Source organism: Priestia sp. LL-8 (assembly GCF_036227845.1).
Lineage (GTDB): Bacteria > Bacillota > Bacilli > Bacillales > Bacillaceae_H > Priestia > Priestia zanthoxyli.
Genome location: NZ_JAZAQH010000001.1, coordinates 3,375,727 through 3,388,747, shown reverse-complemented (window position 1 = coordinate 3,388,747; position 13,021 = coordinate 3,375,727). Strand labels below are relative to the sequence as shown.

General features: G+C 40.0%; 20 protein-coding genes and 2 riboswitches. Of the genes, 14 read left to right on the top strand and 6 right to left on the bottom strand.

Annotated elements, in window-relative coordinates; genetic code table 11:
• The first annotated feature begins 117 nt into the window (after positions 1-117).
• From U9R83_RS17585 to U9R83_RS17550, 8 genes are all read left to right on the top strand, one after another.
• Positions 118-369 carry a hypothetical protein gene (locus U9R83_RS17585; protein WP_033580155.1) on the top strand — a complete coding sequence of 84 codons (252 nt, stop codon included), beginning with the start codon at positions 118-120 and terminating at the stop codon, positions 367-369.
• 79 nt (positions 370-448) lie between these two features.
• A riboswitch (SAM riboswitch) is annotated at positions 449-559 on the top strand.
• A 79-nt stretch (positions 560-638) separates the two neighbouring features.
• A riboswitch (cobalamin riboswitch) is annotated at positions 639-827 on the top strand.
• Positions 828-977: 150 nt separating this feature from the next.
• Positions 978-3,272, top strand: coding sequence for a 5-methyltetrahydropteroyltriglutamate--homocysteine S-methyltransferase (gene metE / locus U9R83_RS17580; RefSeq protein WP_243549660.1), 2,295 nt, complete (start codon positions 978-980; stop codon positions 3,270-3,272).
• A gap of 142 nt (positions 3,273-3,414) precedes the next feature.
• On the top strand, positions 3,415-4,032 hold the full coding sequence (locus tag U9R83_RS17575; protein WP_116739974.1) for an acetate uptake transporter: 618 nt from the start codon (positions 3,415-3,417) through the stop codon (positions 4,030-4,032).
• Positions 4,033-4,150: 118 nt separating this feature from the next.
• Positions 4,151-4,651 (top strand): GNAT family N-acetyltransferase, encoded by a 501-nt coding sequence (locus tag U9R83_RS17570; protein WP_014458974.1) that lies wholly within the window; start codon positions 4,151-4,153, stop codon positions 4,649-4,651.
• 397 nt (positions 4,652-5,048) lie between these two features.
• The gene (locus tag U9R83_RS17565) at positions 5,049-5,249 is read left to right on the top strand and encodes a helix-turn-helix transcriptional regulator (RefSeq protein WP_014458975.1); all 201 of its coding nucleotides are present in this window, start codon (positions 5,049-5,051) and stop codon (positions 5,247-5,249) included.
• A 30-nt stretch (positions 5,250-5,279) separates the two neighbouring features.
• Positions 5,280-5,486 carry a hypothetical protein gene (locus tag U9R83_RS17560; protein WP_226701529.1) on the top strand — a complete coding sequence of 69 codons (207 nt, stop codon included), beginning with the start codon at positions 5,280-5,282 and terminating at the stop codon, positions 5,484-5,486.
• A gap of 46 nt (positions 5,487-5,532) precedes the next feature.
• On the top strand, positions 5,533-5,697 hold the full coding sequence (locus U9R83_RS17555; protein WP_221781433.1) for a hypothetical protein: 165 nt from the start codon (positions 5,533-5,535) through the stop codon (positions 5,695-5,697).
• A gap of 31 nt (positions 5,698-5,728) precedes the next feature.
• Positions 5,729-6,142 carry a DUF5301 domain-containing protein gene (locus U9R83_RS17550; protein WP_014458978.1) on the top strand — a complete coding sequence of 138 codons (414 nt, stop codon included), beginning with the start codon at positions 5,729-5,731 and terminating at the stop codon, positions 6,140-6,142.
• A gap of 86 nt (positions 6,143-6,228) precedes the next feature.
• Here U9R83_RS17550 and U9R83_RS17545 read toward each other — a convergent pair whose 3' ends face one another.
• Together U9R83_RS17545 and U9R83_RS17540 are read right to left on the bottom strand one after the other, a co-directional pair.
• On the bottom strand, positions 6,229-6,369 hold the full coding sequence (locus U9R83_RS17545) for a hypothetical protein (RefSeq protein ID WP_013058226.1): 141 nt from the start codon (positions 6,367-6,369) through the stop codon (positions 6,229-6,231).
• A gap of 166 nt (positions 6,370-6,535) precedes the next feature.
• A complete protein-coding gene (locus U9R83_RS17540) occupies positions 6,536-7,168 on the bottom strand; it encodes a LysE family translocator (RefSeq protein ID WP_243550262.1) in 633 nt (210 codons plus the stop codon).
• Positions 7,169-7,304: 136 nt separating this feature from the next.
• Here U9R83_RS17540 and U9R83_RS17535 point away from each other — a divergent pair, with 136 nt between their 5' ends.
• Together U9R83_RS17535 and U9R83_RS17530 are read left to right on the top strand one after the other, a co-directional pair.
• Positions 7,305-7,916 carry a transglutaminase-like domain-containing protein gene (locus tag U9R83_RS17535; RefSeq protein ID WP_116739966.1) on the top strand — a complete coding sequence of 204 codons (612 nt, stop codon included), beginning with the start codon at positions 7,305-7,307 and terminating at the stop codon, positions 7,914-7,916.
• A 128-nt stretch (positions 7,917-8,044) separates the two neighbouring features.
• Complete coding sequence (locus U9R83_RS17530; RefSeq protein WP_116739964.1) at positions 8,045-8,287, top strand: hypothetical protein; 243 nt, start codon at positions 8,045-8,047, stop codon at positions 8,285-8,287.
• Here U9R83_RS17530 and U9R83_RS17525 read toward each other — a convergent pair.
• From U9R83_RS17525 to U9R83_RS17515, 3 genes are all read right to left on the bottom strand, one after another.
• Positions 8,250-8,690: a DUF5391 family protein gene (locus tag U9R83_RS17525; RefSeq protein ID WP_115654539.1), complete on the bottom strand. Its 441-nt coding sequence runs from the start codon at positions 8,688-8,690 to the stop codon at positions 8,250-8,252. The two genes, U9R83_RS17530 and U9R83_RS17525, sit on opposite strands and share 38 nt — an antisense overlap.
• A 77-nt stretch (positions 8,691-8,767) precedes the next feature.
• Positions 8,768-9,019, bottom strand: coding sequence for a hypothetical protein (locus U9R83_RS17520; protein WP_243549658.1), 252 nt, complete (start codon positions 9,017-9,019; stop codon positions 8,768-8,770).
• 89 nt (positions 9,020-9,108) lie between these two features.
• A complete protein-coding gene (locus U9R83_RS17515) occupies positions 9,109-9,591 on the bottom strand; it encodes a DUF2500 domain-containing protein (protein WP_243549656.1) in 483 nt (160 codons plus the stop codon).
• Between the two features lie 126 nt (positions 9,592-9,717).
• On the opposite strand from U9R83_RS17515, the gene U9R83_RS17510 reads away from it, so the two are divergent.
• Positions 9,718-10,683, top strand: a complete 966-nt coding sequence (locus U9R83_RS17510) for a 2-hydroxyacid dehydrogenase (RefSeq protein WP_243549654.1) — start codon at positions 9,718-9,720, stop codon at positions 10,681-10,683.
• An 11-nt stretch (positions 10,684-10,694) separates the two neighbouring features.
• Positions 10,695-10,925, top strand: a complete 231-nt coding sequence (locus U9R83_RS17505) for a YczI family protein (protein ID WP_182421696.1) — start codon at positions 10,695-10,697, stop codon at positions 10,923-10,925.
• Between the two features lie 28 nt (positions 10,926-10,953).
• On the opposite strand, the gene U9R83_RS17500 is transcribed toward U9R83_RS17505, so the two are convergent.
• Positions 10,954-11,829 carry a Cof-type HAD-IIB family hydrolase gene (locus U9R83_RS17500; protein ID WP_209367304.1) on the bottom strand — a complete coding sequence of 292 codons (876 nt, stop codon included), beginning with the start codon at positions 11,827-11,829 and terminating at the stop codon, positions 10,954-10,956.
• 164 nt (positions 11,830-11,993) lie between these two features.
• On the opposite strand from U9R83_RS17500, the gene U9R83_RS17495 reads away from it, so the two are divergent.
• Positions 11,994-12,755: a DeoR/GlpR family DNA-binding transcription regulator gene (locus U9R83_RS17495; protein WP_243549652.1), complete on the top strand. Its 762-nt coding sequence runs from the start codon at positions 11,994-11,996 to the stop codon at positions 12,753-12,755.
• 49 nt (positions 12,756-12,804) lie between these two features.
• Entirely contained in the window at positions 12,805-13,014 is a 210-nt protein-coding gene (locus U9R83_RS17490; protein ID WP_182421692.1) for a hypothetical protein, read from the top strand.
• Positions 13,015-13,021: the final 7 nt, after the last annotated feature.

The following is a 13,021-nucleotide window of genomic DNA, read 5'->3' as shown; positions in this document are numbered from 1 at the left end:
ATTGAAGAAAAACATTCACTTGATATACTGTTTAATGACTTAACTTTATCTTAAAATTTACAGTGAACTGCCTGCTTATAGAGGATTAGAAGATACACAGCAAATGGAGGAGCTATCATGGCAAACGAAAAGATGCAAGAAGGACTTAATCGTTTTATTAAGGAAGATTTAAATGACCTTTTAGGTAGACTGTTCCCTTTAATGGACCGGGAGTGTGCGGAAGAAAAGAGAATGCTTATCGAAACCGCGGTAGAGTACATCTATTCTTCAGGGTATCATCAAGGAGCAAAAGACTTGATCGAAACACATCGAAAAGATGATTACAAATTGTTAAGGCAAAAATTAGCGTCAGCACCTCCTGAAAACTGATTTTTTAAAATTTGTTTTGACAACGTAAATGTAAGGTGTTAAGATAACTCTAAATTCAAAACATTATAAACAATTAAAACTCTTATTGAGAGAGGCGGAGGGACTGGCCCTGTGAAGCCCGGCAACCATTTAACAATTTTGTTAAAAAGGTGCTACATCCTGCAAAGCGTACAGCTTTGAAAAATAAGAGAGGATTTCATAGATACTATGCCTCTCTATTCATGATAGAGAGGCTTTTTATTTTATGTGAAGGTGTTTTGAATAAACAATTTCATAGAAATGCATCAGGTGCTGTGTAACGAATGTACGCAGCTTAAAAGGGAAGACCGGTAAAAAGCCGGCGCGGTCCCGCCACTGTAATGGGGAGCAACTTATTAACCACTGTTTCATGTTGAAATGGGAAGGGATAGGAAGCGATGAACCTAAGTCAGGAGACCTGCCTGTTGTATGCACTTAAGCTCTACGGGATATAGAGAGGAGTGAGGAATACGTGTTGAGAAAAACAGGCTATCTCAACTTTAGTTAAGTATGCGTATCATCTCTCTTTTCATTTCGAAAAGAGAGATTTTTTAGTTTACCGATAAAAAAATATACAGGGAGTGGAAAAAATGAGCAGTGTAAAAAGTTCAAATGTAGGTTATCCAAGAATTGGTGAAAAACGAGAATGGAAAAAAGCGCTTGAGCAGTTTTGGGCAGGAAAGCTAGAGAAAGATATCTTTCTGCAGGAAATGGAGGCTCTTCGTCTAGGGCATCTGAAAAAACAGCGTGATGCAGGAATTGAATTGATTCCAGTCGGCGATTTTAGCTTATACGATCATGTGTTAGATACAGCTGTTATGTTTGGTTTGGTGCCAAAGCGCTTTGAGTACGAGGGAGGACCAGTATCGCTTGAAACGTATTTTGACATTGCGCGAGGAACAAAAGGTGCAGTAGCCTCTACGATGACAAAATGGTTTAACACCAATTATCACTATATCGTACCAGAGCTAGAAGGACGTAAGCCGGCTCTCGTAGAAAATCGTCCGCTTCAATTTTACAAAGAAGCAAAACAAAAGCTAAATATCAAAGGAAAGCCCGTTATTTTAGGTCCGGTAACATTTGTAAAGCTATCAAAAGGATATAAAGAAAGTGAGTTTAAAAGAGTAGTTGAACAATTTATTCCTCTTTATGCAACTATCTTAGCGGAGCTTCAGGCAGAAGGAGTAGAGTGGGTACAAATAGATGAGCCGGTTTTAGCTACAACGCTATCAAAAGAAGACCTAGCGCTGTACAAAGAAGTCTATCAAGCTTTGAAAAAAGCAGCACCGAACGTCAAAGTCATTTTGCAAACGTATTTTGACAGCGTTGATTACTACAAAGAAGTTGTGTCTCTTCCTGTTGAAGGAATTGGCTTAGACTTTGTACATGACCGAGGAGAAAATCTCACTGCGCTTAATAAATATGGGTTTCCGACTGATAAAGTGCTGGCAGCAGGAGTGATTGACGGACGAAACATTTGGCGTGAAAACTTGGACGAGCAGCTTTTAACGATCAGTGAAATTGAAGAAGCCGTATCAAAAGACCGTTTGATTCTGCAGCCTTCATCGAGTTTATTACATGTTCCTGTCACGGTAAAAAATGAAGAAACCATTGAGCCAGTGTTAAAAAATGCGCTCTCTTTTGCAGATGAAAAGCTAAAGGAAATCACGCTTTTAACAAAAGCGGTGCAGCAAGGAAAAGAAGCAATAGAAGAAGAAATAAACGTAAGTAAACAGGCGATTCAAGCATTAAATGGATCATCTTTCCGAAACCATCAAGACGTGCAAAAAGAGCTGAAGCAGCTGGACAGCTATAAAGCTAAGCGCCAAACGCGGTTTGACGTACGTCAACGCGTTCAGCAAGAAGCTTTTCAACTGCCGCTTCTTCCCACGACAACAATTGGAAGCTTCCCGCAAACAAAAGAAGTGCGACAACAGCGTCTAAAGTGGCGTAAAGGCGAGTTAAGCGATGAAGCATATGAAGCGTACATTAACGATGAAATCAAAAAATGGATTGAAATTCAAGAAGACATCGGCTTAGATGTCCTTGTGCACGGAGAGTTTGAGCGTACGGACATGGTTGAGTACTTCGGTGAAAAATTAGGAGGCTTTCAGTTTACGAAGTTTGGCTGGGTGCAATCATACGGTTCTCGCTGCGTAAAGCCGCCGCTCATTTACGGAGATGTATCGTACGAGCAGGCGATGACGATCAAAGAAACTGTGTATGCACAGTCTCTAACAGATAAGCCGGTTAAAGGAATGCTGACGGGTCCGATTACGATTTTAAACTGGTCGTTTGTACGTGATGATATCCCGCGCTACGATGTCGCAAATCAAATTGCGCTTGCTCTTAGAAAAGAAGTAGAAGCACTTGAAAGTCAGGGCATTTCAATGATTCAAGTAGATGAACCGGCGCTGCGTGAAGGATTGCCGTTAAAACGAGAAAACTGGGACAGCTACTTAAACGCTGCGGTGTATGCGTTCAAGCTAGCAACGGTATCGGTGCAAAACGAGACGCAAATTCACACGCATATGTGCTATTCAGAATTCGAAGAGATTATTGATGCAATCAAAGCGCTTGATGCCGACGTGATTTCTATTGAAACATCTAAAAGCCACGGTGAACTAATTCATGCGTTTGAAAAACATACGTACAATCAAGGAATAGGACTTGGCGTATATGATATCCACAGCCCGCGCGTACCGAAGCTTGAAGAGCTGACAAGAAACATTGACCGCGCTCTGCAGGTGCTTGATCCTGCATTGTTTTGGATTAATCCCGACTGCGGCCTTAAAACAAGAGGAATCAGCGAGACGGTTGACGCTTTAAAAGTGATGGTTGAGTCTGCAAAACAAACAAGACAAAATTTATTACAAAACGTTTAATAACGAGAAAGTAAAGACCAAGCAGTGTAAACGCTACACTGCTTGGTCTTATGGGTTTCTTAAAGGCCAAAAATATCCATTGACACTTCCCGTACATTTTTGTATCTTTTTAAAGGTGTTTTTAAAATCAGGGAGGTACAACATGAGTAACAACAGCACGCAGCACGTTAAAATTGTAACAGCAGATCCATCAGCGCTAGGTCTATTTGGGCTTGCCATGGTGACACTTGTTGCATCGTTTCAAAAGCTTGGGGTAACCGACGGAGTTTCATTGGTATTGCCATGGGCAATTTTTTTAGGCGGGATAGGGCAGTTAATCGCGTCTATGCAAGATTTCAAACATAATAATACCTTCGGCGCAACGGCTTTTGGTGCCTTCGGGTTATTTTGGCTAGGTGTAGCTATGACATGGCTTATTCAGCTTGGAGCATTTGGGGAAGCGCTCGCAAAAGCAGCGGATCCGAAGCAGCTCGCATTTGCTTTTGTCGGCTACTTGATTTTCAGCGTTTTTATGACAGTTGGAGCAATGGGCACTCATAAAGTATTATTTATTATTTTTGTGTTAATTGATTTCTTATTCATTGGATTATCGCTAAGTACATTTGATGTGGCATATGAATACACGCACTTACTAGCAGCAGTGTCAGAGCTATTGATCGCTCTGTTTTCATTCTATGGATCTGCAGCGGCTGTATTAAATACTCACTATGGTCGAGTTGTGCTTCCGGTGGGCAAGCCGTTTGGTGCATTTATCAAATAATCAAGACGTTAATTAAAAGCGAAGTAGGGTTGAATTCTGTATGATGCAGAGGTCAATCCTTTTTTGTTTGGGCATTTTTATATATAGTAGAAAGAGAGATATATAATAGTAGCTTTTAATGAAAGGAAACGTTTCAATGATTATAAGACAAGTGGATAAAAAGGATTTAAACCAATTAATTACGTTAGAAAACAAAGGCTTTACACCTGAAGAAGCTGCCTCAAAAGAAGCGTTTATCACGCGGATCAACACCATTCCTGATACGTTTATCATTGCCCAAGAAAATGAAGAAATAATCGGATATGTGAACGGCCCCGTCATTTCAGCTCCGTTTATCACGGATGATTTGTTTGAAAAAACGATTTCGAACCCTGAGACAGGTGGTCATCAAAGTATTTTAGGTATCGTTGTAAATCCCAAGCATCATCATAAAGGAATTGCTAGTATGCTGCTGAGGGAGTTTGAGAAACAAGCGCGGAACAAACAGCGCTTAACGGTTACCTTAACGTGTAAAGAAGAATTAATTCCTTTTTATGAAAAAAACGGGTATGTGAATCAAGGATTGGCGGAGTCGCAGCATGCAGGCGTGCAGTGGTTTAATATGAGTAAAAAGCTTTAATGTTACTACTATGAATCGCTTGTTACACCCCTGTTGATCTCCGTGCAAGGCTCTGCTTTCCGCGGGCGGACGGTGAGCCTCCTCATCGCATGCGCTCCTGCTGGGTCTCACTTGTTCCGCTTTTCCCGCAGGAGTCTTCGCCTTGCCCTCCAATCAACAGCTAGAAGCATCGAACGAAATAGATCAAGCCTACATTCATCATAGCAATAAAAAATCTGAACGAGTTTGATTCTTAATCAAGCTCGTTCGAATTGTCCTTCAACTAACCTGCTTTTTCCCATCCTTTATTTCAGGTATGTAAGAAATATTAATTTGTCAAACATATTTGACAAAATCGAGGAAGATAATGTAAGATATAAATGTAAAAAGTTTTTTACATTTTAGAGATGAGTGATGAATGGTGGAAAACCGAATTAAAGAACTGCGTAAAATCAAAAAAATGTCTCAGGATGAACTGGCAAAAGTATGCGGCGTCTCGAGACAAACGATTAATGCAATTGAAAACAATAAGTATGATCCAAGCTTAACGCTAGCTTTTCAACTCGCCGAAGAGCTGGGAGCAACAGTAGATGAGCTGTTTTTATTTCATAAATCATGAGTTAGTTAAAAAGGAGAAGGTAATGTGAAAATAAAAAAAGCGGACGAAATGGAAAAGTTTGAAATTAAACAAGCGGCGCAAAACGGCTTTTTATTTTATACGGTAGCGCTGTTAATTTGGTCTTCCTATGATTTTATTAAAACCGGTGAAAGAGGCTGGGAAGCCACAATTTTACTAGTAGGAATATGCGTATATTTTTGGACCCTCGTTTATTACAAGCGAAAAGTACATAGCTAATAAGTGAACAGGAAATCGAATTTACCAAGCGATGGTGGTGAAATGAATGGAAAATCGAGCTGCCGGAGTAGCTCTTACAAGTACGGGCATGTTACTGTTGATGGTGACATTAATACTTCCTGTTCCGGGATTAACGTATAGTTTACTTGTAGGAAGCAGCATTCTACTAAAAGGCTGCGGGACTGGAGGAATAAAAAGATGTATCACCTGAATGCAGCGTGATATGGAAAAGGAGGTTCCTTTTGAAAAAAAGAACAATTATTATAGCTGCACTTTTATTTATCGCAGTATTTTACTTTACATATACAGGGAAAGCCTATCAATTAAAAGACGTCATAAAAGTAGACCAAGCAAACGTTACGCGTATTGAAATAGATACAGACGAAGGAAAACGTGTAATAGACGATAAAAAGAAGACGAAAGAGATCGTACGTTCTTTATCACAGCTAGAAGTAAAAAAAAGCAAGGAGCTGGACCCAAAGTTTGACCAGGCTTACTGGGTAAAAATCGTTGAAAACGGAAAAGATGCGTACGGTTTAACGATTTACGATGATGATTACATAAAAGCCTTTAATTTTAAAGATAAAAAGCAGGCCACGTATACGATTGTTAAGGATCAAAAAGTAGATGTTAAAAGGCTATTTTCAACTAAATAAACGTGTAAACCTACTAAAAAAGACAGCCTGCGCTGTCTTTTTTTATAAAAATAATAGATTGAAAATTATGACTATTTAAAGCGGAATTAATCCTTGCCTATATAATTAATAAATGATTGAATTAGGTCAATATCAGGGTTAACCAATAGTGCTGGAAGAAGGCCGAATGTTAATAATACAAGAACGTTTGATCCAATAAAGATGCGAAGTGCTTTTTTGATTTTCATGATATTTCCTCCCTTTTTTATATTTTCGTATAAAAAGAGAAAAAAATCAATAGAAATGTGACGAAATTGTGAACTTTTTGTCTGATAGTCCCTGCTAGATTATAAAAATCCCCTCTCTATACTAGATAAAGAGGGGATTTAGTAAGTCATAAAATATGTAGAAACATTAAAAGTACATGCGCAGATTCCCAATAAACCGGTAAAGAAAGTAGCATGAAAAACCAATTAAGATACATCCAGCTGCAATAGAAACCCATTTGATATAAATCTGATTCAGCACTTTTCTAGTTCCAGAGACAATCGTCATTAAGCCTAAGTCATGAATTAAAATCCCTGTTAATATCCCCGCAGCAATCAGCAGGAAATGAAAAGAATGAGAGGATTGAAGCGAGTTGGTCAGCACTGTTCCAAACACGCTTAGCCAAAAGATGAGATTGCTAGGAGAAATGGCAACAAAGATTCCGTTCACATAAGAAGATGCAAACGACTTTTTTACCTGTTCTCCAGGAGCCGTAATATCATGGTCCGCATGTCTAATGCTATCATAGCCAATATAAAGTAAAAAAAGCGCCCCTACAAGCCACATCACAAGCTGGATAAAAGGAGCAGACAAAAAAGAAGCCAGTCCAGAGTAAAGAAGCACAATTAGTAACAAATCAACCGTCATGCCTCCAAGTCCGACAACCCATCCGTGAAGAAACCCGTTTTTTAAACCTTGCTTTGTCATTTCAATCGTCACCGTACCAACGGGAAGGGCAATCGAAAGACCGAGCAGCACATTTGTTAAAAATAACGTCACCAAAAACAAAACCTCTTTCAATCTCGTATCTACTAACATTTTCCGTTTAAGTGATCTTTCATCATATAAAAATATGTAATAAAATTCAATATTATGTATAAAAAAACATGATGAATATAAGAGGAGAAAAAAGTAAATGAAATTGACTTATGAATCGTTGGAAAAAGAAGACTACAAGCAAGAACTTCCTGAAGTGAATTTTACACATCCTTTGATCCAACAAAAGGTACGTGAACTCAAAAGCGGCTTGCCTCATTCTTCCCTAGCGTACATAAAAAAAGCATATGAGTTTGTGAGAGATGAAGTATCTCATTCCTGGGATATTCAAAGCAAAATCATCACAAAAACCGCTTCGGAGGCTTTAAAAGAAAAGGAAGGAATTTGTTACAGCAAGTGTAATCTACTAGCGGCTTTGCTTCGGGCAGAAGGGATTCCGACAGGGTTTTGTTATCAAAGACTGATACTTGGAGATACGTTAGACACAGGCTACTGTATTCATGCGTTAAATGCAGTGTATATCAAAAGTGAAGAGAGATGGATTCGACTAGACGCGAGAGGAAATAAAGAAGGAGTGCAGGCCGACTTTTCGCTGAAAAAAGAAAAATTAGCTTTTCCAGTAAATCCTGCACAGGGTGAAGTAGATTATGCGACTATTTATACAAAACCTCGTAAAGAAACAATGGACGTGTTGTCTCAGCATGAAGACTGCTTGGATATGTATTTGCACTATTTGCCTACCAAGCTATAAAAAGAGGCTGGGGCAAAAGTAGGTTAGTTGAAGCAAGAGCTGAACGATGAATGGAGACTCTTAATGGAGAATTAAATTCGTTCGGATTTTTTATTGATAGGTTTCATGTATGTGGCTGCTTCTAGCTGGTGATTGAAGGGCAAGACGAAGACTCCTGCGGGAGCAGCGGAAGTGGTGAGACCCCGCAGGAGCGAAAGCAACGAGGAGGCTCACCGGCCGCCCGCGGAAAGCGAAGTCTTGCACGGAAATCAACAGCGGTGTCACAAGCGCTTCAGCTCATCTCTCCAATTTGTTCGTTTTTAACTGAAATTAGTATGCAACCTCTTCACCATTTTAAACGCTTTCCTGCACGGTGGCTGACGGTCTTTTAAACGCAACAACAAACCACACAATATTCGTGATCAGTAAGCCCAAACAAGAAATCATTACACCTATGATGGAAGCTAAGTTTCCTGAGAAATCTTCCAGTCCAAATAAAAACAGAGCCGGCATCAGTAATAGAGTACTAGCAGCGATTAAAAGTCCAATACTACAAAAAGCGGCCATCACAAATTTTAAGAAGTTGATTCCTATCATATAGAAAGCTAAAGGCAGCAAATATAAAAACAGAATCATGCCAAGAGATAACCACATTCCTACTGAACCGAACGTATTAACGTTTGGACCTGAATCTGCTAGAGGTGAAAGCGAAGCAAGAACCAAGATAAAGCAGAAAAATAGTGCAGAAAGCAAAGTGGTGATCGCCACACTATTTTTTGCTGTAGAATTACGCACTGTTTGTTAACCTCCTTTCCAAATTAAAAGTATATGGATTAATTTTACAATATAAAAGTCCGGAAATCACCAAGTTTTTACAAAAATGTTCGATAGGCTGGATAATAATGAAGAGAAGATGGGTTGAGATAATACACGTGAACATATTTTTTGTGTGGACCTGGATAGTGGGTTTGGTGCCAGTATTGCGTCATCAGCGTTTGAATAGGGTGCGAATGAGGGGCTTCTCCGTAATGTCCGTAGTAGAGGCCGCTGCCTGAATAAGGAGAATACATAAAATCACCTGCCTGCTTACATGAATGTGTTACACGGTATGTTTTTGTGGTCACTAACGTTCTTCTATCATGTAAAAAGGGCACAAATAGGTCGGAATGCATTCCTACAGTAAAAAAGACCTCTAAAAGCAAGAGGTCATATGCTAAGCATCTGTATGTTCTTCACTTGGATTCCTTTGAAAATCCAAAAAACGAGTTCCTTGAAAGGTCAGCATTCCTTCGTCGCCTTCTGCAAGTTTGCCGTATTCGCTGCCTGAAACAGTAAATTCAGAGCGGTCGGTGCTTTCAAACTGGAAGGTTACATAGTAAGTTGTAGACGTGTGAGAGTGGTGATGTTCGTGAGCGTGACTGTTGTGGTGATGGACGTTTGTCCGTTTGCCCGTAATTTTTGCTTTTACAGATAGACGAGGAGACTGCTCATTTTTACTCCACGTGCTGATTCCTTTAAAAATAGAAAATAGAAAAATACCAATAACAATAATAAAAAATAGCATAACAAACGTAGGCATTCCGTTAAATAACGCATCGTCTGGAAAAAAAGCGCCTCCGCTTAGGTCAGTATCACCTTCAAAAACAATGTCATCTCCGGACGGATCATCTTCAAATATCATTTCATCTTCAAACATTCGTATTCCCCCTTACTATAAATACGATTACTGAATGGAAAAAGTTTCATCTTTATAGTAGGCTTATGATAGAATAGCTAGTTTCTATTCATACATATGAGTGAACAAGGAAAAGGAGAGATACACATGGGGAAATACAAAGTTGTTATGTCTGGAAAAACGTGGCCAAATGCTTATGAAAAGCTAGCGGAGCACTGCGATATTCAAATGTGGGAAGGAGAAGGAAAGATTCCACAAGAAACGCTGCGCGACTGGCTTCATGACGCCGACGGCTTTTTTAATATCGGACACATTACAGTGGATGAAGAGCTGTTAGAAGCAGCGCCGAACCTGCGCGTTATTTCTCAATCGGGTGTGGGGTATGATAGTGTAGATGTCAAAGCATGTACCAAAAAAGGCGTACCGTTTAGCAATACGCCAGGCGTGTTAGTAGAAGCGACGGCTGATTTAACGTTTGGTTTATTACTGTCGGCAGCTCGCCGCATTCATGAAGGCTATGAAAAAGTGAAACAAGGAAACTGGGAAACAGTATTCGGCGTTGATTTATTTGGAAAAACGCTTGGTATTGTTGGGATGGGTGATATCGGAAGCGCCGTTGCCAGACGCGCAAAGGCATCAGGCATGAACATCGTTTATCACAATCGAAGCCGCAAGCATGAAGCAGAAAAAGAGCTTGATGCCGTATACCTTTCGTTTGAAGAACTGCTTCACACAGCTGATTGTATCGTATGCTTAGTGCCGCTTTCAAACGAAAGCCAAGGGATGTTTGGAGAAGCGGAATTTAAAGCAATGAAAAACAGCGCGTATTTTGTAAACGCAGCGCGCGGAGGGTTAGTGGACACTGAAGCGTTGTACGAAGCGCTAAAAAATGAAGAAATTGCGTATGCTGCACTCGACGTAACAGACCCAGAACCGCTTCCGGCAGATCACAAGCTGCTGCAGCTTTCAAATGTGTTAGTAACACCTCATATTGGAAGTGCTACGTACGAGACGCGCAATCGCATGGCGGATTTAGCCGTACAGAACTTGCTGTTAGGCCTTGAGAAAAAGCCTTTAGTGACGTGTGTGAATGAAGAAGTGAACTACAAGTAAGGAGAGATTTTTTGTTAAAAGTATTACAGCTTATTTTTTCAATTATTACCGTTGGACTGGCTCTTTATATTATGCTCACTCACAATTACCAGTTCCTTTCGTTTTTAAATATACTTCTAGGCTTAACGATGCTAGTTTTAGGAGCAATTGAGTGGCAAAAAAGAAAAAAAACCAGCGCGTGGCTGTTGCTGTTAGTTGCGCTGTTTAGCTGGTTTGTTGGTATTTACCGTATGATCAGTTAAAAACGCTTGGCATTTGCCAAGCGTTTTTTTAATGTGCTTTTAGCTGTGTTTCTAACACTTTTTCAATAACGGAAGCTACTCCGTTTTCATCGTTTGTTAATGTAACGTCATCTGCTAGTGCTTTAATTTCCGCGTGCGCATTTGCCATAGCAATTCCTTTTCCAGCCGTTTGAAGCATCGATACGTCATTAAAGCTGTCTCCAATGGCAATGGTATCCTGAAGAGAGCCGCTAAGCTCTTTGACAACGTAGGTTAATGCATTTCCTTTTGAGGCGTCTTTGTGTTCGAGTTCAAAGTTGTGATCAGCGGAAGAGACAAGGGTCATGTCATGCTGCTTGCTAAAGTGATCCCAGCCTTTTTTTCGTTTTTTATCATCAAATGAAAAAGCTAATACGTTATAAAGCTCAGCGTTTGTATTTAAAATATCTTCATACGATGCAACAAAGGCAAATCCCGTTTGGCTGTACTGCTTAGCCGCAGCGTGATGAAGTCTTTCTTCATCCACATTTTGATTGGCGCTTTTTACCCGGTCAATTTCAATGGCCAGCAGCTCTCGGCCTGAGTTGGGTGTATAAATCGCATGCTCTGCAAACACTTCATAATAAAATTCGTTTGCATCCAGCCACTGAAGCGCTTCTTTTACATGATGGGCATCAATTGGAACAGAATGTCTAAGCTTTCCGTTCGGGTCATGAATAGTCGCTCCGTTTGCGGCAATCACCCAAAGATTTGAAAGCTCAGCTTTTTTTAAAATTTCCTGCACGTCGAAATAAGCGCGCCCTGTAGCAACCACGACTTCAACTCCATGTGTTTGCGCTTTTTTAATTGCTTCTGCATTAATTGTGCTAATTTCACTGCTGCTATTTAAAAGAGTTCCATCTAAGTCTGTAAAAATCATCTTCATAAACTATCTCTCCCTTTGACTATTATTACTTGTTTTTGCGTGTTTTATCTTGTTTATCCTACAATAAACGAAAAAACACTTATAATCAAGCGTTTTTACATTGTTTTTACAAAAGAAACAAGTATAATAAAGTAAAAAGCAGAAAGAAAACAGGTGAACAAGCAATGCTAAAACAAGAAAGACGCAAACAAATTATGAATTTGCTTGAAAAAGAAGGGCGCATTGTAGCTACGACGCTTAGTCAAACGCTGAACGTTTCAGAAGATACAATCCGCAGAGACCTGCGGGAAATGGACGCGCTTGGTTTGCTGCAGCGCGTACACGGAGGAGCGCTTCCGCGTTCCACGTCTGCGGTTGATTACAAAGAGCGTAAACGTGAATTGATGGATGTTAAGCATTCACTTGCCGTTGCGGCGCTTCCGTTAATTAAAGACGGGCAGGTGCTCTTGATGGACGGAAGTACAACAAATATTCAGCTCGTCAAAGCTTTTCCAAAGAATTTAAACGTTACGGTTATTACAAACAGTCCGTTAATTACCGTTGCATTAGCGGAACATGACTTTGTAGAAGTTGTTTCTCTTGGAGGAACGTTTCGAAAAGAATCGATGGTCACGGTAGGACAAAGCGTGGTTGATACGCTTAAACAAATTCGAGCGGATCTTTGTTTTTTAGGCGTATACGCGATCGATCCGAAAATTGGCATGAGCATTCCTTTGCTTGAAGAAATGCACATTAAAAGTCAAATGATTAAAAGCGCGAGTGAAGTAGCGGCTATTGTAACAGCTAAAAAACTCAATACGTCTTCAACGTACACGTTCAGCTCAGCCAACTCACTAGATTGGCTCATTACAGAAGAACATGTGAACGAAACCGTGTTAAATGCTTACCGCGAAATCGGCATTGAAGTGATCACAAATAAACAGTAGTGTTAGTAAGGAAGTATATGGTAATGTAGAGTAAAAAGGAGCTTGAGCGATGAGCGAACAAATAGATGTTACGCGGGAATTAGCGAAGCTTCAGCAAAGAGTCGAACACCTAGAGGAAAGAGTGAAGAAAGCAGAGTCCAGGCAAGGACCTTTACGCTTTCTGTGGGAAGCTATACGATCGATTTTAATAGGACTATTTATTGTAGGACCTGTAGCGGCAATTATTTTTGGCGTTCTATCAGCCCTATCAGGAAAATAAAAAAACC

Coding starts and splice junctions, on each gene's coding strand:
- U9R83_RS17510 (WP_243549654.1), top strand. CDS start 9,718: ATGGGGAAATACAAAGTTGTTATGTCTGGAAAAACGTGGCCAAATGCT.
- U9R83_RS17490 (WP_182421692.1), top strand. CDS start 12,805: ATGAGCGAACAAATAGATGTTACGCGGGAATTAGCGAAGCTTCAGCAA.
- U9R83_RS17575 (WP_116739974.1), top strand. CDS start 3,415: ATGAGTAACAACAGCACGCAGCACGTTAAAATTGTAACAGCAGATCCA.
- U9R83_RS17535 (WP_116739966.1), top strand. CDS start 7,305: ATGAAATTGACTTATGAATCGTTGGAAAAAGAAGACTACAAGCAAGAA.
- U9R83_RS17570 (WP_014458974.1), top strand. CDS start 4,151: ATGAAAGGAAACGTTTCAATGATTATAAGACAAGTGGATAAAAAGGAT.
- U9R83_RS17585 (WP_033580155.1), top strand. CDS start 118: ATGGCAAACGAAAAGATGCAAGAAGGACTTAATCGTTTTATTAAGGAA.
- metE (WP_243549660.1), top strand. CDS start 978: ATGAGCAGTGTAAAAAGTTCAAATGTAGGTTATCCAAGAATTGGTGAA.
- U9R83_RS17555 (WP_221781433.1), top strand. CDS start 5,533: ATGGAAAATCGAGCTGCCGGAGTAGCTCTTACAAGTACGGGCATGTTA.
- U9R83_RS17565 (WP_014458975.1), top strand. CDS start 5,049: ATGGTGGAAAACCGAATTAAAGAACTGCGTAAAATCAAAAAAATGTCT.
- U9R83_RS17495 (WP_243549652.1), top strand. CDS start 11,994: ATGCTAAAACAAGAAAGACGCAAACAAATTATGAATTTGCTTGAAAAA.
- U9R83_RS17500 (WP_209367304.1), bottom strand. CDS start 11,829: ATGAAGATGATTTTTACAGACTTAGATGGAACTCTTTTAAATAGCAGC.
- U9R83_RS17545 (WP_013058226.1), bottom strand. CDS start 6,369: ATGAAAATCAAAAAAGCACTTCGCATCTTTATTGGATCAAACGTTCTT.
- U9R83_RS17515 (WP_243549656.1), bottom strand. CDS start 9,591: ATGTTTGAAGATGAAATGATATTTGAAGATGATCCGTCCGGAGATGAC.